We start from the raw sequence: 18,092 nt of genomic DNA, 5'->3' as shown, positions 1-18,092 counted from the left end.
TCCGTGTCAGTGACGGCAGTGAAATCTCCCGCGTGGGGCTGCCCCGTCCGGGCGGCGCACACGTGACGCGCACGGGCTCGTCAGCTCCTACAGGGGATCGCGATTGTCCCGAAATCTGCGCATGGCGCGAAGGCGTTACCGAGCCCGCGCCTTGTCAAACCACTCCAGCGACGTGCGCCAGAAGCACACACCCAGAAAGTACGCCGAGGCCAGGTACCACAGGCCCATCAGAAAGCCGCTGTTGTCGGGGTGCTTGATGACCAGCGCCAGGCTGCACAGCAACCAGACGGTGGTGACCGCGATGTTGATCGGCATGAAGCGGCGCACGCGAAACGGGTGCAGAAACTTCATGCGGGTCAGGGTCAGCAGGGCCAGGCCGATGATGGTGAGGAACGTCACCCACGGCGTCGGCTGAATGATGTAGACACACAGCACCACCACGTTCCACGCCGCCGGAAAGCCCTGGAAGTAGTTGTCCTTGCTCTTCATTTCGGTGTTGCAGAAGCAGAACAGCGACGACACCAGAATGATCGCCGTGGACAGCAGCACCGTGTATTCCGGCAGCGGCAGGTAGCGGTACATGAACAACGCCGGGATGAACACGTAGGTCAGGTAATCGATCACCAGGTCCAGCACCGAGCCATCGAAGCTGGGCAACACCGACTGCACGTTGAATTTGCGCGCCAGGGAGCCGTCGACGCCGTCCACCACCAACGCCAGGCCCAGCCACAGCATGCAACCCTTGGGGGAATCGTCGAACAAGGCGATGGTCGCCAGGAAAGCGATGACCACACCGGTGGCAGTAAAACCGTGCGCGCCCCATGCTTTAAGCCTGGTTTTGCGGTGTTCGGATATCAAAAGGGGTGTCTCCTTGGAAAAAAGCCGCCCGCCCCGTGGCGTTGAAACCAGGGGCGGGCGGGTAAAAGGTGCAGGTATCGACCGGCTGTTGGGCGCTAAGGTTCACTGACCGTGGCGATGCTGTCCAGTATCAACTGCACAACGCCCCGCAGCGGGCGCCGGATCAGCCCCCGCCCGCGCAGCGTTCTAAGGCGCAGTCGAGGCGTCGGACAGCTGCATGATCAGCGCGGTGGTCAGGTACAGCCGTGGCGCGATGCTCGACAGCTCCATGTATTCGTCATCGGCATGCAGCCCGGCCCCGACCACGCCCATGGTCTCCAGCACCGCCGGTTTGGCGCTGTCCGGCACGTAGGCGTAACCGGCGTCGGTGCCGAAGCGCATGGCGATGGGCTCGATGTCGCGGCCGATCTCGCGGTACAGCCCTTGGGCGGTTTTGGCCAGTTGTTCGGAGCCGGGATTTTTCGCCAGCGGTGGGCGGCCCTTGTCCAGGCGGAACGTCACTTCGGTGCCGTCGATGAGCTTTTGCTGGACGATGCGCTGGCCGTCGGCGAGGACACGGTCGCTCTCGGCCAGGTCCGAGTAGCGCATATCCCCTTCGGCGGAGGCGCTGGACGGAATGATGTTGCGCTTCTCGCCGCCCTTGATCAGGGTCCAGTTCACCGTGGTGCCTTTGGCCGGATCACCGAGGTCCTTGAGTTGCAGCATCTGATGGGCCAGTTCCATGGCCGCGTTGCGCCCGGCCTCCGGTGCGGAACCGGCGTGGGAGGACTTGCCCTTAACGTCGAGGAACACGCCATTGATGCCGTTGGTGGCCACCGTCACCGCGTCCTTGTCCGGCGGCTCGAAGGAGAACACGTAGTCGTGCTGGCGGGCGAGATCGGCGATCATTTTTTTCGAGCCGCTGGAGCCGGTTTCTTCATCCGGGTTGAACAGCACGGTGAGGGTGCCGAAGTCTTTGAATTTCTCGTCCTGCAGCAGTTTCAGCGCATGCAGCACCATCGCCACGCCCCCCTTGGCGTCGGCCACACCCGGCCCATAGGCCCGCTCGCTGTCTATCTTGAACGGGCGTTTCGCCGCCGTGCCCGGTCCGAACACGGTGTCGTAGTGGATCATCAGCAAAAAGGTTTTGGTGCCGGTGCCCTTGATGGTGCCGACGATGTTGTCGCCGGCCGACGGGGTGGCGGGGCTCGTCTTTACCTCGGCGCCCAGCGCCTTGAGGCGTTCGACCAACACCGCGCTCACGGTTTTCAGGCCGGGGGCCTGGCCGGTGCCGGTGTCGATGTCCACCAGTTGCTTGACCGTAGCCAGGTAGGCTTTCTGCTCGGCCTGGGCGTTCTTCAGCAATTGATCGGGGGGCAGGGGGGCGGCGAGTGCCGTCAATGAAAACAGCGACAGCGCCATGGCCGCCGCAAGCGGTGAACGTCGAACGAGCATGCTGGATCCCTCAGATGATGTGCGAGTGGTGTTGAGATACGCTTGTGCGCCGGTTGTTCCCGGGGTGCAGTTCACTCTGTAGGAGCCAACTCGTTGGCGAGACGTCAGCGCTGACACACCGCGTCGTCCGCCTTCGCGAACACGTTCGCGCCTACAGAGGCCACCGCAGCGCCAGACAAATGCTTATTGACTGCCCGCCTTGAGCTTTTCATAACTCAGCCGCATGTCGGTGGCCCAACCATCCAGTACCGGTTTGACGTTATCGACGGACAGTTGCGTCGTGTCGTTTTCCAGCGAGGTGCCGCTGCCCTTGCGCACCACCTGGGCCAGCACCTTGTGGCTGTCGGCATCGAGGAATGCGGCTTCCGTGGCGATCTCGACGTTCTGGTCGCGACCGCCGGCAGCGGTGTTCACCGCCGCAGCGACCAGCGCAATGGGCACCACTTCATAGGGCTTGAGCCCTTCGGTGTGGGTGGAGACCGCAGTGATCGCCGGGCGCACCACGATTGTGTTCGGGCCGGGGCCCTGGGCCAGAGGCATGTCCTTGCCCAGCTCACGCTTGAGCGCGGTGTCGAAATAGCGAGTGATGGCTTGCAGGGTCTGGGCAGAGATCACTGCGGTGGGCTGGGGTTTGGGGTAGAACTGGCTCGGCTCGATGTACACCTAGGTGTAGCGGCTCAGTTTCACCTCGGGGTCGATCCAGCGCATGACTGGCGCCCCGGTTGCGCTTTCAGCCGGTTTGAGCCGGCTGTAATCCTTGAGAAACCCGGAATACTGGCTCGGGTCCACCTGGGAACCGGCGCAACCGCCCAGTCCCAACAGCGCGCAGCACAGCAACGTGTGGCCCATTAACGTGTTCATGCGTGACTCCCTTCGGTGGTGTGGGGTGAGGGTGCGGCGGACGACGGCAAACGGTCCATCAAGGCTAGCTCAATAATCCGGCCTCTCCCGGCGCGCTTTCCCACAGCGATCACCGTAGAATCACGGCTTGAAAAGCGCTTCGTGAGGTTGCAACGGTGGATCTACAGCAGGGCTTAGTCCTGACCCGGCATTGGCGCGACACCGCGGCAGGCACTGAAGTCGAATTCTGGTTGGCCACCGATGACGGTCCCAGGCTCGTGCGCCTGCCGTACCAGACCTCCGTGGCGTTCATCCCCGAAATCCATCGCGAGCGCGCCGAAGCGGTGTTGCGCAACGAGCGTGACGTCGAACTCAAGCCGCTGCAGTTGTGCGACTTTCGTCACCGCCCGGTGATGGGGCTCTATACCCGTCAGCACCGGCAGTTGATGAACCTGGAAAAAGACCTGCGCAAGGCCAGCGTCGACGTCTACGAAGCCGACGTCCGGCCGCCGGAGCGTTACCTGATGGAGCGCTTCATCACCGCGCCGGTGCTGTTCAGCGGCACACCGGACGCCGACGGCGTATGGCTCGACGCCCAGCTCAAACCCGCCACCGGCTACCGCCCGACCCTGAGGCTGTGCTCGCTGGACATCGAAACCACCGAGCATGGCGCCCTGTATTCCATCGCGGTGGAGGGCTGCGGCGAGCGGCAGGTGTACATGCTCGGCCCGGCCAATGGCGATGACGCTCACGTGGACTTCAAGCTCGACTACTGCGACAGCCGCAAGCAATTGCTGGAGCGGCTGAACGAGTGGATGGCGCGGCATGACCCGGACGCGATCATCGGCTGGAACGTCATCCAGTTCGACCTGCGCATCCTCCACGAACACTCGCAACGGCTGAAGGTGCCGTTGCGTCTGGGGCGGGGCGGGGAGGTCATGGGCTGGCGCGAACATGGCGCCGGCAACAACCACTTTTTCGCCTCCGCCGCCGGGCGTCTGATCATCGACGGCATCGAAGGCCTGCGCTCGGCGACCTGGAGTTTCCCGTCGTTCAGTCTGGAGAATGTGTCGCAGACCCTGCTGGGCGAAGGCAAGGCCATCAATAATCCTTACCAGCGCATGGACGAGATCAACCGCATGTTCGCCGAAGACAAGCCGGCCCTGGCGACCTACAACCTGAAAGACTGCGAACTGGTCACGCGGATTTTCCACAAGACCGAACTGCTGACGTTTTTGCTGGAACGGGCGACGGTCACGGGGTTGCCGGCCGATCGCAGTGGCGGTTCGGTGGCGGCGTTCGAGCATCTTTATATGCCGCTGATGCACCGCCAGGGGTTCGTGGCGCCCAACCTCGGCGAGCGCATGCCCGAGGCCAGCCCCGGCGGCTTCGTCATGGAATCCCGGCCCGGTCTGTATGAGTCGGTATTGGTGCTGGATTACAAAAGCCTGTACCCGTCGATCATCCGCACCTTCCTCATTGACCCGGTGGGGCTGGTGGAGGGCTTGCGCCAGCCTGATGATGGGGACACCGTGCCGGGGTTTCGCGGCGGGCGGTTTTCGCGTACGCGGCATTGCCTGCCGGCGATTGTGTCCCGGGTGGCCGAAGGGCGCGAGGCGGCCAAGCGTGAGCACAACGCGCCGCTGTCCCAGGCGCTGAAAATCATCATGAACGCCTTTTACGGCGTGCTCGGCTCCAGCGGCTGCCGCTTCTTCGATACCCGCTTGGCCTCGTCGATCACCCTGCGCGGCCACGAGATCATGCAGCAGACCCGCAAGCTGATCGAAGACCAGGGTTATGAGGTGATCTACGGCGACACCGATTCCACGTTCGTCTGGCTCAAGCGTGCCCACGGCCAGGAGGAGGCCGCACTGATCGGCAAGACGCTGGTGGATCGGGTCAACCGGTGGTGGCGCGAGCATCTGCAGCTGGAATACCGCCTGGACAGCGCGCTGGAGCTGCAATTCGAGACCCATTTCAAGCGCTTTCTGATGCCGACCATTCGCGGCGCGGAGGAGGGCAGCAAGAAACGCTATGCCGGGCTGGTCACTCGGGCCAACGGCGAGGACGAAATGGTCTACAAGGGTCTCGAAACCGTGCGCACCGATTGGTCGCCGCTGGCCCGGGCCTTCCAGCAGGAGCTGTACCTGCGGATTTTCAGTCGGCGGCCGTATCAGGATTACGTGCGCGATATCGTGCGCCGGACCCTGGCCGGGGAGCTGGACGATCAGTTGATCTACCGCAAACGCCTGCGCCGCGCGCTGGACGACTACGAACGCAACGTCCCGCCCCACGTGCGCGCTGCGCGCCTGGCCGATGACTACAACCGCCAGCACGGCCGGCCGTTGCAGTACCAGAACCGCGGCTGGATCCGCTACGTGATCACCGTTGCCGGCCCCGAACCCCTGGAAATCCGCACCGCCCCCATCGACTACGACCACTACATCACCCGCCAGCTGCAACCGGTGGCCGACGCGATATTGCCCTTCGTGCAGGATGATTTCGGCAAGCTGGTGGGTGGGCAGTTGGGGTTGTTTTGAGCGGTGGCGTTGGCTGCGATGGATACGGTTTACCTGCCACACCTCGGCGTCTGGTTTCAGGGCCGCTGCGGTCGGACGCGACCCCGGACCCATCGCAGGACAAGCCAGCTCCCACGGCCTGCGGCCAGAATCAAAAGCCGGACGCGGAGCGTCATAAGCGGCATTCCCACGCGGAGCGTGGCCACGATCTCAAAGGCCAACTTCAATCCGCTTCTGCCCGGAGGGCGTGGGAGCTGGCTTGTCCTGCGATCTGCCGGGGACCGGCAGCAAAACCTGCGAATGCGGCTCCACCTGACACACCTCGGCGTCTGGTTTCAGGGCCGCTGCGCGCCCCATCGCAGGGCAAGCCAGCTCCCACGGCCTGCGGGCAGAATCAAAAGCCAACGCAGTCCCGCTTCTGCCCGGAGGGCGTGGGAGCGTGGCTTGTCTCTGGGCCGCAATCGGACGATCTGGCGCGAAGCGGCAGCAAAACCTGCGAATGCGGTTCCACCTGACACACCTCGGCGTCCGGTTTCAGGGCCGCTTCGCGCCCCATCGCAGGACAAGCCAGCTCCCACGGCCTGCGGCCAGAATCAAAAGCCAACGCAGTCCCGCTTCTGCCCGGAGGGCGTGGGAGCGTGGCTTGCCCGCGATCTGGCGCGAAGCGGCAGTAAAACCTGAGAATGCGGTTCCACCTGATACACCCCGGTGTTTGGTTTCAGGGCCGCTTCGCGCCCCATCGCAGGACAAGCCAGCTCCCACGGCCTGCGGCCAGAATCAAAAGCTACCGCAGTCCCGCTTCTGCCCGAAGGGCGTGGGAGCGTGGCTTGTCTCTAGGCCGCAATCGGACGATCTGGCGCGAAGCGGCAGTAAAACCTGCACATTCGGTTCCACCTGACACACCTCGAGCGCATGGTTTCATGACTGCTGCGCAGCCAATCGCAGGACAAGCCAGCTCCCACGGCCTGCGGCCAGAATCAAAAGCCGGACGCGGAGCGTCATGAGCGGCGTGCCCATGTGGAGCGTGGCCACGATCTCAAAGGCCAACTTCAATCCGCTTCTGCCCGGAGGGCGTGGGAGCGTGGCTTGCCCGCGATCTGCCGGGGACCGGCAGCAAAACCTGAGAATGCGGTTCCACCTGACACACCTCGGCGTCTGGTTTCAGGGCCGCTTCGCGCCCCATCGTCCGACTGCGGCCCAGAGACAAGGCAGCTCCCACGGCCTGCGGCCAGAATCAAAAGCCGGACGCGGAGCGTCATGAGCGGCGTGCCCATGTGGAGCGTGTCCACGATCTCAAAGGCCAACTTCAATCCGCTTCTGCCCGGAGGGCGTGGGAGCGTGGCTTGCCCGCGATCTGGCGCGAAGCGGCAGCAAAACCTGAGAATGCGGTTCCACCTGACACACCTCGGCGTCTGGTTTCAGGGCCGCTTCGCGCCCCATCGCAGGACAAGCCAGCTCCCACGGCCTGCGGCCAGAATCAAAAGCCAACGTCGATCCGCTTCTGCCCGGAGGGCGTGGGAGCTGGCTTGTCCTGCGATTTGGCGCGAAGCGGCAGCAAAACCTGCACATGCGGTTTCACCTGACACACCTCGAGCGCATGGTTTCATGACTGCTGCGCAGCCAATCGCGGGACAAGCCAGCTCCCACGCCCTCCGGGCAGAATCAAAAGCCACTGTGGTCCGCCACCGCTCCAAGGGACTGGACGCAGGCGCGCCTGCAAAACTTAATTTCCCCGGAAAAAAACCGCCAGAATTAACGTGTTTTGTAATAACTTGAAACATCTGGGCGAGGGGACAGGTCAACGAGAATATCCCCATCAAGAATTTCCCATGAAAACACCTCGTCCCTCCGCGCGTATCGAACCCCTCAATCAGCTTCGCAACCTCAAGATGGCGCAGTCGGCCCACGCGTATGTGCGGGGCAGTACCGTGCAGTTTTACGAGTGGCTGCAAAGCCAGTCCGGCAAGCGCCTGCCCAGCGGGCCGCCGGTGTGGATCTGTGGCGACTGCCATGCCGGTAACCTCGGCCCCACCGGGGATCTGAAAGGGCGGATCGACATCCATATTCGCGACCTGGACCAGACCGTGATCGGCAACCCGGCCCACGATCTGGTTCGGCTGGCGCTGTCACTGGCCACCGCCGCCCGGGGTTCTGACCTGCCGGGCGTTGCCACCGCGCGCATGCTCGAAGAGATGATGCAGGGCTACGAACAAGCCTTCGAGGATGACGTCGATCAAGAGCCGCCTCGGCCGCAGCAGGTGAAGGCGGGCATGCGAAGCGCGGTCCGGCGCACCTGGAAACACCTGGCGCAGGAACGGATTGAAGACACACGCCCCACGATTCCCCTGGGCAAGCATTTCTGGGGGCTGTCCAAGCCGGAACGCGACGCCCTCAAGACCCTGTGCGCCACCCAGGAGATTCATACCCTGGTGACCTCGCTCAAAGGGCGGTCCAAGGACGATCACGTTGAGCTGCTGGATTCGGCGTATTGGGTCAAGGGCTGCAGTTCGCTGGGCTTGAGTCGTTACGCGGTGCTGTTGGGCGTGGGCGACGATGACGATCAGGAATATTGCCTGCTCGACATCAAGGAAGCCGTGGCCGCCGCGGCGCCTCGCGCCTCCAGAACCTCCATGCCACGGGACAACGGCAAACGCGTGGTGGAAGGCGCCCGGTTCCTGTCCCCAGGGCTCGGCAATCGCATGATCGCCACCCGCATGCTCGACCGTGGCTTCTTCATTCGCGAGTTGCTGCCCCAGGACATGAAGCTTGAACTGGACCAGTTGAGCCAGCGTGAAGCCATGCGCGCCGCCGGCTATCTGGCCCGGGTGGTGGGTCTGGCGCACGCCCGGCAGATGGATGCGCCGACCCGCGCGTCGTGGATCAACGATTTGCAGGCCAACCGCACCCAGACCCTCGACGCCCCCTCGTGGCTCTGGAGCAGTGTCGTGCAGTTGGTGGGCAGCCATGAACGCGGCTATCTGGAGCACTGTCGCCGCTATGCCATGCAGCACTGACCGACCCCTGTTAGACGAGTCCGCATCCAACTGGGTGAACTTGTCTGTGATCGGTTAATCAACTGAATGGGCCGGCGCATGTATATGCGCCGTTCCCCCCACCATTAGTCATAACGGCCATCCGCGGTAGTAGCTAAGTGATATCTTTTGCGCCATGGTTCAGCTTTCCACCGGGCGACTTCGTAGGCGATTGAAATGGTAAAAGACGCAATTACTCAGCGCACGGACGCGTTGGCTTTGTTGGTGCAGGCCGCTGCGCGCTCGGCGCACTGCACGCGCAGCCTGTTGATCGGCGGGCTGCCGGAGAAATGGCAAGTGATTGCCGGTTACAACGCCCCGGAAGGCCTGGTGCTGGAGTCCTCCACCGAACACTTTCTTCGGGGCGCCATTGCCCACGACGATCTGATCGTGATCACGGAAGTCGGCGGGCAGGTCGTCCCGATTCTGTTTCACCGGTTCATGCAGTTCGCCGAAGGCTTTCTGGTGGGCATTGCGGTACGCGGCGCCGACCGGCAATTGCTCGGCGTGCTGCTGGTCGGCAGTGCCGAACCGCAACAGCGCCTGAGTGCGGCCCAGACCTACGCCCTGCACACTCACGGCGCCATCCTCAGCGAGATGGTCGTCGCTACACACGCCCCGTCGTTGCCCAAGGCTGATCCGGCGCTGGAACGTCTGCGCCTGCTCGAATCGGTGGTCGTGCACGCCAAGGATGCCATCCTCATCACCCAGGCCGAGCCGATCAATCAGCCCGGGCCGAAAATTGTCTATTGCAACCCCGCCTTCCTGGCCGTGACCGGGTTCGCTGCATCGGAAGTGATCGGCATGACACCGCGCATCCTGCAGTGCGACGAGACCAACCGCGCGACCCTGGACGTGATTCGTGCAGCGCTGGAGACGTGGCAGCCGGTCGAAGTGGAACTGATCAACGCCCGCAAAGACGGCAGCCGGTTCTGGGTACAGCTGAGCATTGTTCCCGTGGCGAACGAGCGCGGCTGGTTCACCCATTGGGTGTCGGTGCAACGCGACATCACTGAGCGCAAGGACGCCGAGCAGGTGCTGCGCCAGGCCCAGGCCGACCGCGACGCCAAGGTCGCCCTGGAGACCCGGCTGCTGGAACGCGAGCGCATCGAGGAAGAACTGTCCTACGCAGCGTTTCACGATGATCTGACCGAACTGCACAACCGCGCCTACCTCATGTCACGGCTGCTGAACATCTTCAATGGCGATACGCTGCCGCAGCAGACCCCGGCCGCCACGGTGCTGTTTCTCGACCTGGACCGCTTCAAGTTCGTCAACGACAGCCTGGGCCACCGGGCGGGGGATCACCTGTTGAAGGTGGTGGCTCGGCGCCTGGAAAGCTGCGTCCGGGAAGAGGACATCTTTGCCCGCGTCGGCGGCGACGAGTTTGCCATCCTGCTGACGGGGGACAACCAGGTAGCCCTGGCCGTGGAGCTGGCCCAGCGCGTGGTCAACCAACTGAGCCAGCTGGTGGTGATCGACGGCCACGACATTTTCACCTCGTGCAGCCTGGGTATCGTGACCGCAGACGCGACCCACCAGTCCCCCGAGGATCTGCTGCGCGACGCCGACGTCGCCATGTACGCCGCCAAGAAAGAAGGGCGGGGCCGTTGGATGATTTTCGACGCGTCGATGCGTAAGGCTGCGGTTGACGCCTTGCTCATGCAGAACGCCCTCAAGCAGGCCATTCCCCGCGACGAATTGTCGGTGGTCTATCAGCCGATCTACAACGTCAAGACCGGGGAAATCAGCGGCGTCGAAGCGCTGGTCCGGTGGCTGCACCCCGAGTTGGGCCACGTCCCGCCGGATGTGTTTATCTCGGTGGCCGAAGACAACGGCGTGATCCATGAACTGGGCCATTGGGTGATGCACCAGGCGTGCTGCGAACTGCAGCGCTGGAAGCAGGAATTCTCGTCGCTGAAACTGCACCTGAACGTCAACGTGTCGGGCATCGAACTCACCCGGCCGGGGTACCTCGCCCAGGTCGAAAGGATACTGGCCGCCACCGGCGTGTCCGCCCACGAACTTCAGATCGAGATCACCGAGTCGGTGTTTCTCCATGAGCCCGAGGCCACCGCCGCTGTGCTGGAGGGTGTTCGAGCGCTGGGCATCCGTGTGGCGCTGGACGACTTCGGCACCGGCTACAGTTCGCTGGGCTACATCGACCGCTATGCGCTGGATGCGATCAAGATCGACCGGTCGTTCGTCACCCGAATGATGTCCTTCGACCGCTGTGACGCCATCGTGCGAAGCATCCTGTCCCTGGGCCGGACGTTGAACCTGGGCATTGTCGCCGAGGGCGTCGAAACGCTGGCGCAGCTTCAACGGCTCAAGGAAATGGAGTGTCCGTATGTGCAGGGTTACCTGTTCAGCCCCCCGGTTCGCGCCGAAGAAGTGAGCACCTTGTTGCGCGCCTGGACCACCCGTTGAGGTGATTGCGCAATTATTAATGTTTTTTTCACATCGCAGTGTCTAGACTGCGCACCTTCGTTGGGGAGTAACCTGCTTTTGCGTCACTGCAGAAGCGTTCGTGTCAACATTCTCGGCAACCTGCCGTGGTGCGAACACCGTTTTCGGTTGGTGAGACCAGCGACACTTCCATGCCTAAAGTCGGGCGTGTGGTTGTGTCGTTGACTCATGGCCCGACTGGAAACAACCGTGAACCCCATTTCCCTGATTTTTCTCGCCCTGGCCATGTCCACGGACGCGTTTGCGGCCGCCATCGGCAAAGGCTCCAGCCTGCACAAACCGCGTTTCCTCGAGGCCCTGCGCACCGGTCTGATCTTTGGCGTGATCGAAGGCATCACGCCCATCATCGGCTGGGGCGTCGGCCAGGCCGCTTCGCGTTTCGTTGAGAGCTGGGATCACTGGATTGCCTTCACCCTGCTGCTGGTGCTGGGCCTGCACATGATCTACAACGGCCTCAAGCACGAAGAAGAAGCCGAAGAAAAACCCACCCAGCATTCCTTCATGATCCTGGCCGTCACGGCCTTTGCCACCAGCATCGATGCGCTGGCCGTGGGCGTGGGCCTGGCGTTTGTCGACGTGAATATTTTCGTCGCGGCGGCCGCCATCGGTGTGGCCACCATGACCATGGTGACCCTGGGCGTAATGCTGGGTCGGGTGCTGGGCACCGTGGTGGGCAAACGCGCGGAAATCATTGGCGGCCTCGTCCTGATGGTGGTCGGCGCCACCATCCTGTACGAGCATTTGAGCGCCTGATCCTCTCTCGGCAGGCTGACCCTGAGCTCGGCGCGCAAGCGGTGACGTCGCCCCGCGCTACGGCCAGATGTCAGCCTCGTTCAAGCCCAGCACGCGCATGTCCTCTTCGCGCAAACGGCCGTCGGCCTCCAGGAAAAACTCATCCAGTTGCGGCGGCGCTACGGGGGTGCCCGACAGCATGGCGTGGACCTGGCCGCGATGATGAATCTGATGCTCGAACAGGTGCAGCAGGAGACGGTCGATCCGTTCTTCGCAGATGCCATCCGCCCGGTCCAGCCTGACCGTTTGCGCCGCCCGTTCGCCAACCACCCCCGCGCAGAACCGCACCAGCAGACGGTCCGTGGTCCGTTGCAGGGCTGCCAGCTCGAGAAACGTCCGGCTCGGGCAAGACGGCGCGCTTTGTCCGGCCAGGTCCCCCGACAGCGCGGCCAGGTAGTAATCGTCGACATCGAGGATGTGGCAGAGGGTGTGCTGGATCGACGGAAAAAATCCGCAGCGCGGCGCCTTGTAGTCGGTGTCGCTCAACCCTTCGCACGCGGCCAGCAGACGGTGATTGGCCCACAGGTTATTCAGGGCTTGCGCGAGAAAGTAGTTCATGGCGGTGCTCGTCACGCAGGTGGGTCGATACGGCAGAGCATAGTTGAGGGCCACCATCCGGCGTGCACGATTTTCGCATGCCCATGCCCCATGGCCGTAGACTGGCCCGCTGTTTGAAACGTGATGTTGCACACAAGGGAGGGCCGATGCTCAAAGCACTGTGTATAGAAGACGACACGGACACCGCTCAGGAGATTGCTTCTGAACTCAGCCGCGGCGGTTTTCAGGTGGAGTGCGTCAGTGATGGTTCTCGCGGACTGGCCCGGGCGCTGGAAGGGGAATTCGATGTCATCACCCTCGACCGCATGCTGCCCGGTCTCGACGGGCTGGGGGTGGTCACCGCCCTGCGCGAAGCCGGCAATCGCACGCCGGTGATGATGATCAGCGCGTTGAGCGACGTCGACGAGCGGATTCGTGGCCTGCGGGCGGGTGGCGATGATTATCTGGTCAAGCCGTTCGTGTCCGAAGAAATGACCACCCGGGTAGAGGTGCTGCTGCGCCGCAACGAGCCGGCTGAATGCCGGGAAACCTGGTTGCGCGTCGCCGACCTGCAACTGGATTTATTGCACCGTACGGTGGCATGTGGCGAGCAACATGCCGCATTGCCGGCCACTGAATTCCGCTTGCTGGAATTTCTGATGCGCAACGCCGGCAAGGTCGTGACCCGCTCGCTGATCTTCGAGGCCGTGTGGGGCTACCATTTCGACCCCGGCACCAAGCTGATCGATGTCCACCTCACCCGGCTGCGGCGCAAGCTCGAAGCCCTGAGCTGCCAGCTGACCATCGTGACCCGGCGCGGCTCGGGTTTTGTCCTCGGGCACCACGATGCGGCTTGACCCCAGCCTCGCACCGCGCCTGCGTCGAACCACCACCTTTCGCTTGTCGGTCATCTATTCCGGGGCGCTGCTGTTGGGCGTCGTAGCGCTGGTGAGCCTGATCTACTGGCAGATGTCGAGTTACCTGATGCGCCAGGCCGACGGCAATCTGCAGGGCCAGGTGCGCGCCTTGTTGTACGTGGAGCCGGATCAGCTGCCGGGTGAACTCGACCGGCTGGCCATGGGTGACCTGCGCAACGTGTATTACTACGGTCTGTTCAGCGCCACGGGTCAGCACCTGGGCGGGGAAGTGATGAAGCTGCCCAAGGGCCTGCCGGTCAATGGCAAATCCTACGAGTGGCGGGCGCCGGGCTTTCAGCAGGGGGCCCGCGCGCTGGGGCAACGGCTGGCCCAGGGGCAGATTCTGTTCGTAGGGTTTGACACCAAGACCCTCAGCCACCTGCGCGGCATCCTGCTCAATGCACTGTTGCTCAGCGGCACCCTGATCGTGCTGGCGGGCCTGGCGCTGGGCACGTTCCTGGGCTACAAACCGCTGCGCCGCGTGGCCACGCTGCAGGTGGTCAGCCGGCGGATTGCCGAGGGCGATCTGTCCCAGCGTCTGCCACTGTCCCGGCGCGGCGATGAGCTGGACATGCTGTCGGCGCTGGTCAACCAGATGATGGAAGAGGTCCAGCGCCTGCTGGAGAACGTCAAGAGTGTGGGGGATAACGTCGCCCACGACCTGCGCACGCCGCTGAACACCCTGCGCATGCAATTGCACCGCACGCTGGAGCAGTGGGGCCAGGCCTCGGCAGACAAGCAGCAGGCCCGGCTGGAAAAAGCCCTGGTGGCCACCGATGTGTTGCTGCGCCGGTTTCGGGCGTTGCAGCGCATCGCGGAGATCGACAACCAGGCCCGCAGCGCCGGCATGGCGTGGTTTTCACCGGGGGAGTTGCTGGGCGAGATGTTCGAAGATTACGAAGCGGTGGCCCAGGAAGCCGGTATCACCCTGACGCTGTCGCAGCACCCGGTGGCGCCGCTGCTGGGCGACCGTGAAATGCTCGCCGAGGCGCTGATGAACCTGCTGGACAACGCGCTCAAATTCACCCCGGCCGGGGGCCGCGTGGCGTTGCGATTGTCGGGGGAGGGCAGTGCTACGCGGATCGAGGTGCAGGACAACGGACCCGGCATTGCGCAGGCCGAACGCGAGAGCGTCCTGAACCGATTCTGTCGCGGTGAGCAAGGGCAGGGCATCGCTGGCGCAGGGCTGGGACTGGCGATCGTCGCCGCCGTGGCCCGCACCCATCACTGCACGTTGCGACTGGAAGACGCCGAGCCGGGATTGCGGGTGGTGTTGGAGATGGCGCGCACGCTTTAGGCGGGAATGACGCTTCGGTTTCTGCCTAGAGGCCGTGGGAGGGAGCTTGCTCGCGATTTGATCGTTCCCACGCTCTGCGTGGGAACGATCACTACCGGGCAGCAGGGTTTACATCAAAGTGATCGGGTAATCGACGATCAGACGGAATTCGCTCAGATCGCCTTCGCCCTGATCGGCGTTGGCGGTGTGGAATGCCTGGCGGATACGGAACGACAGGTCCTTGGCCGGACCATTCTGAATCACGTACTTGGCTTCGACGTCGGTTTCGTGGTGCTTGCCATCTTCACCGTACAAACCGGCGTATTGGCTGTTGGCAGGGGTGTGAGTGCCGTCGATGTTCGAACCGTTCAGGTAACGCGCCATGAAGCTCAGGCCCGGTACGCCGTAGGTGGCCATGTTCAGGTCATAGCGCGCGCCGAACGACAGCTCGTTCGGGGCGTTGAAGTCAGACCACTGCACCGAGTTGTTCAGGAAAATCGAGTCGCCGCCTTCGCCGCCGCCGTTGTCGCCGGTGGCCAGGTAGTCAAACGGGGTATCGCCATCGACCTTCTGGAACGACAGGGTCAACGTGTGGGCAGCCAGGAATGAATAGGCCACGGCGCCCGAATACGTGGTGTTGTTGATCGTGCCGGCTTTGGCCTGACCTTCATCCAGCGTGCGGTACAGGTTGAGGTCGAAGTTCAGCGACTGGTCATCGGTCAGCGGCAAGGTGTAGTTGGTGTTGGCGTAGTACTGGCGCCACACGTCTTCGAACTCGGAACCGTACAGCGTCGCGGTCCAGTTCGGGGTGATGGTGTACTTGCCGCCAGCGAAGGTGGCGCTTTTCGCGGTGACGTTGGCGTACAGCGCGTAAATGTCATGGTCGTGGTTGCTGGTCAGGCCGCTGTCGGCGCTGGTGTAGCGACCGGCTTCCAGGTCCAGCCCCTCGAACTCGCTGCTGTTGAGGTTAAAACCGGTGGCGGTCTGGGGCAGCAAACGGCTGCCGCCGACGGCGAACACGGGAGCGGTCGGTTGCATGTTGCCGTATTTGAGCTGGGTCTTGGAGACGCGTACTTTCACATCGCCACCGACAGAGCCGTAGCTGTCCTGCGGGGTGCCGTCGTCGTCAAGGGGCAGGTTGCCGGTGCCGCCAACGTCGTCCTTGCCGCTGAGTTTCAAGCCGCCGTTGGCGTACACGTCAACGCCGAAACCGACGGTGCCTTGGGTGAAGCCAGAGCTGAAATTACTGATGATGCCCTGGGTCCAGTCGCGGTTATCGGCGCCGCCGTGGCTGCGGTCGCGATTGAAGTAATAGTTGCGCAGCGTGGCGGTAGCAGTGGCGTCTTCGATGAACCCTTTTGCATCGGCTTGACTGCTGACACTTTCGGCAAAAGCCATTTGCGACAACGCCGAGGACACGGCAAGTGCGATGGCGCTCCAATGCTTAACATTCATTTCTTTCTTTCCCCTGGATTTATAGACGCCCAAAACAGTACCCACGCCGAGAAGTTCGGTATGCGTCAGTTTTTAGGTATTACGGGCGCGAAACGGCAGCGTGCTAACAGCGTTGTTCAATATGGGTATCACGGTCGCATGTTGTTGGTGGACAGCTGGAGCTCAGGTGTTTCCGCAGTTGAGCTCCGTCCATGCGTGCCGTATTTGTAGCATGACTGCCGTACGGGAAAGGTCAAAAAGTGCCATGAGTTTGGTTAAGAATATTTAACCAAAAGGGGAGGGAAAACGATGTTAGCGTGATCGTCATTGAGACTCTCATCGCTCAATTTGTTCCGTAATACAGTTGCCGCCACTCTTTGGAGTGGCGGCTTTTTTATGTGTGCTATTAAGCGAAGTGCGCGCGGACAGATTGATTGACTCTCAAGGCACTGCAGGTTTATCCGAATTCGGCAGGGCTGCCCCTTTGGGCCACAACATCCAGATTTGCCCTTGCTGTTTCATGTTGCCGGCCAGGTCGCCTGCGGCGTCGCCGGTGCCCCAGAACATGTCGGCGCGCACTTCGCCGGCGATGGCGCCGCCGGTGTCCTGAGCTGCCACCGGACGGGTGAGCGGTGTGCCGTCGGGCCTGGAAGACGACAGCCACAACAGGCTGCCCAGCGGGATGACCTTGCGGTCGATGGCGACGCTGTAGCCTGCGGTCAGCGGGACATTAAGCGAGCCGCGCGGGCCTTCGTCGCTGTCCGGGCGCAGGGTGAAGAACACGTAGCTCGGGTTGCTGCCCAGCAGTTCCGGCACTTTGTCCGGGTTGGCCACGGCCCAGGCCTTGATCTTGCCCATGGACACTTCGTCTTTCTTCAACTGGTTCTGCTCCACCAGCCAGCGGCCGATGGGTTTGTACGGGTGGCCGTTCTGATCGGCGTAGGCGATGCGCAACTGGCGACCGCTTTCCAGCTGCACGCGGCCCGAGCCCTGAATCTGCAGGAATTGCAGGTCCATGGGGTAACGCAGCCACGCCAGTACGGGGGCGTTCACGCCTTTCTCGCCGATGGTGGCGGCGTCGTCATAGGGCCGCAGCACGCGACCGTCCAGCCGCCCGCGCAGGCGCTTGCCCTTGAGTTCCGGGTAGATGCTGTCGAGATTGACCACGATCAGGTCGTCGGGCACGCCGTAGATCGGCACCGAGTGCTCATCGTTGCGCTGTTCGCTGCCGTTGTAGATCGGCTCGTAGTAACCGGTGATCAGGCCGTTGGCGCCGTGTTCGGAGGAACGCAGGCTGTACACCTGCAACTGGGTCTGGAGAAAGTCGCGCACGGCAACCGGGTCCAGCGGGACTGATGCCGCAGCGGCGCAGGTCGGGCCCCAGACCTTGTCCTTGGCCAGACGCTTGCACGCCGAAAACCAGCTGCTGTAGCCGGCCAGCAGATCCTCGTCGCTGACCTCGGGCAGTTTGTCCCAGGCCACGCTGACGTAGGTCGTCACTTCAGAAGGTTTGGGTTTCGGCCCGCCGCCGTCACAGGCAGCGAGGAGGGCGATCAGAGGGGCGACGCACAATACAAATCGGCGCCAGTGCAGGCTTGGCTTCATCACGCAGGACAGTTCCTGAAAGGTAAATCGAGGTCGGTAGCTTGGTGAAAGTGGGCAGAGACGTCAAATCGCATTGAAGGCGCGATCACGTAACGGCTTCAGCCGAAGGCGTAGGAGCACGCTTGCCCGCGAAGAGGCCGGTACATCCGCCGCATCTTTAGCGCCTGAATCATCGTAATCGCGGGCAAGCGCGCTCCTACGGCCTTCGGCCCGAATCAACAGCCGGACGCGGAGCGTCATAATCTGCATCCCCACGCAGAGCGTGGGCACGATCAAAACGAATCAAATGCCAGGCCGCACCACGATCCGCTTCTGCCGAAGGCGTGGGAGCTGGCTTGCCTGCGATCTGGCGCGCAGCGGCAGTGAAACCTGTGCATTC

At 63.0% G+C, this 18,092-nt stretch carries 11 protein-coding genes, 1 pseudogene and 1 riboswitch; of the genes and pseudogenes, 6 read left to right on the top strand and 6 right to left on the bottom strand.

Annotation, left to right across the window (positions count from 1 at the left end):
• Window positions 1-135: 135 nt before the first annotated feature.
• From pcsA to ABQX22_RS26235, 3 genes and pseudogenes are all read right to left on the bottom strand, one after another.
• A complete protein-coding gene (gene pcsA / locus ABQX22_RS26245) occupies window positions 136-858 on the bottom strand; it encodes a phosphatidylcholine synthase (protein WP_349802783.1) in 723 nt (240 codons plus the stop codon).
• Between the two features lie 186 nt (window positions 859-1,044).
• Window positions 1,045-2,292, bottom strand: a complete 1,248-nt coding sequence (locus ABQX22_RS26240; RefSeq protein ID WP_349802782.1) for a M20/M25/M40 family metallo-hydrolase — start codon at window positions 2,290-2,292, stop codon at window positions 1,045-1,047.
• A gap of 183 nt (window positions 2,293-2,475) precedes the next feature.
• Window positions 2,476-3,141 (bottom strand): annotated as a pseudogene (locus ABQX22_RS26235) (DUF3313 domain-containing protein).
• A gap of 167 nt (window positions 3,142-3,308) precedes the next feature.
• On the opposite strand from ABQX22_RS26235, the gene ABQX22_RS26230 reads away from it, so the two are divergent.
• From ABQX22_RS26230 to mntP, 4 genes are all read left to right on the top strand, one after another.
• On the top strand, window positions 3,309-5,672 hold the full coding sequence (locus ABQX22_RS26230; RefSeq protein WP_349802781.1) for a DNA polymerase II: 2,364 nt from the start codon (window positions 3,309-3,311) through the stop codon (window positions 5,670-5,672).
• Window positions 5,673-7,480: 1,808 nt separating this feature from the next.
• Entirely contained in the window at window positions 7,481-8,665 is a 1,185-nt protein-coding gene (locus ABQX22_RS26225; protein ID WP_349802780.1) for a DUF2252 domain-containing protein, read from the top strand.
• A gap of 195 nt (window positions 8,666-8,860) precedes the next feature.
• Complete coding sequence (locus ABQX22_RS26220) at window positions 8,861-11,113, top strand: putative bifunctional diguanylate cyclase/phosphodiesterase (RefSeq protein WP_349802779.1); 2,253 nt, start codon at window positions 8,861-8,863, stop codon at window positions 11,111-11,113.
• Window positions 11,114-11,163: 50 nt separating this feature from the next.
• A riboswitch (yybP-ykoY riboswitch) is annotated at window positions 11,164-11,343 on the top strand.
• Window positions 11,342-11,905, top strand: coding sequence for a manganese efflux pump MntP (mntP, locus tag ABQX22_RS26215; RefSeq protein WP_349802778.1), 564 nt, complete (start codon window positions 11,342-11,344; stop codon window positions 11,903-11,905). It overlaps the preceding riboswitch by 2 nt.
• 57 nt (window positions 11,906-11,962) lie before the next feature.
• On the opposite strand, the gene ABQX22_RS26210 is transcribed toward mntP, so the two are convergent.
• Window positions 11,963-12,502 carry a DinB family protein gene (locus ABQX22_RS26210; RefSeq protein WP_349802777.1) on the bottom strand — a complete coding sequence of 180 codons (540 nt, stop codon included), beginning with the start codon at window positions 12,500-12,502 and terminating at the stop codon, window positions 11,963-11,965.
• 146 nt (window positions 12,503-12,648) lie between these two features.
• Here ABQX22_RS26210 and ABQX22_RS26205 point away from each other — a divergent pair, with 146 nt between their 5' ends.
• The gene (locus tag ABQX22_RS26205; protein WP_349802776.1) at window positions 12,649-13,338 is read left to right on the top strand and encodes a response regulator transcription factor; all 690 of its coding nucleotides are present in this window, start codon (window positions 12,649-12,651) and stop codon (window positions 13,336-13,338) included.
• Window positions 13,328-14,695, top strand: coding sequence for a sensor histidine kinase (locus tag ABQX22_RS26200; RefSeq protein ID WP_349802775.1), 1,368 nt, complete (start codon window positions 13,328-13,330; stop codon window positions 14,693-14,695). Before ABQX22_RS26205 ends, ABQX22_RS26200 begins: the two co-directional genes overlap by 11 nt.
• 108 nt (window positions 14,696-14,803) lie before the next feature.
• Here ABQX22_RS26200 and ABQX22_RS26195 read toward each other — a convergent pair whose 3' ends face one another.
• On the bottom strand, window positions 14,804-16,129 hold the full coding sequence (locus ABQX22_RS26195; protein WP_349802774.1) for an OprD family porin: 1,326 nt from the start codon (window positions 16,127-16,129) through the stop codon (window positions 14,804-14,806).
• Between the two features lie 420 nt (window positions 16,130-16,549).
• On the bottom strand, window positions 16,550-17,713 hold the full coding sequence (gene mltA / locus ABQX22_RS26190) for a murein transglycosylase A (protein WP_349802784.1): 1,164 nt from the start codon (window positions 17,711-17,713) through the stop codon (window positions 16,550-16,552).
• Between the last annotated feature and the right edge of the window lie 379 nt (window positions 17,714-18,092).

The sequence above is a fragment of the Xanthomonas sp. WHRI 1810A genome (assembly GCF_040202885.1).
Taxonomy (GTDB): domain Bacteria; phylum Pseudomonadota; class Gammaproteobacteria; order Pseudomonadales; family Pseudomonadaceae; genus Aquipseudomonas.
The sequence above is the reverse complement of the archived record's forward strand: the minus strand, read 5'-3'. Positions and strand labels throughout refer to the sequence as shown.

What these genes read in the sequence shown, in the direction of transcription:
- ABQX22_RS26240 (WP_349802782.1), bottom strand. Translation starts at nt 2,292, where the DNA reads ATGCTCGTTCGACGTTCACCGCTTGCGGCGGCCATGGCGCTGTCGCTG.
- ABQX22_RS26225 (WP_349802780.1), top strand. Translation starts at nt 7,481, where the DNA reads ATGAAAACACCTCGTCCCTCCGCGCGTATCGAACCCCTCAATCAGCTT.
- ABQX22_RS26220 (WP_349802779.1), top strand. Translation starts at nt 8,861, where the DNA reads ATGGTAAAAGACGCAATTACTCAGCGCACGGACGCGTTGGCTTTGTTG.
- ABQX22_RS26210 (WP_349802777.1), bottom strand. Translation starts at nt 12,502, where the DNA reads ATGAACTACTTTCTCGCGCAAGCCCTGAATAACCTGTGGGCCAATCAC.
- ABQX22_RS26205 (WP_349802776.1), top strand. Translation starts at nt 12,649, where the DNA reads ATGCTCAAAGCACTGTGTATAGAAGACGACACGGACACCGCTCAGGAG.
- ABQX22_RS26200 (WP_349802775.1), top strand. Translation starts at nt 13,328, where the DNA reads ATGCGGCTTGACCCCAGCCTCGCACCGCGCCTGCGTCGAACCACCACC.
- ABQX22_RS26195 (WP_349802774.1), bottom strand. Translation starts at nt 16,129, where the DNA reads ATGAATGTTAAGCATTGGAGCGCCATCGCACTTGCCGTGTCCTCGGCG.
- mltA (WP_349802784.1), bottom strand. Translation starts at nt 17,713, where the DNA reads ATGAAGCCAAGCCTGCACTGGCGCCGATTTGTATTGTGCGTCGCCCCT.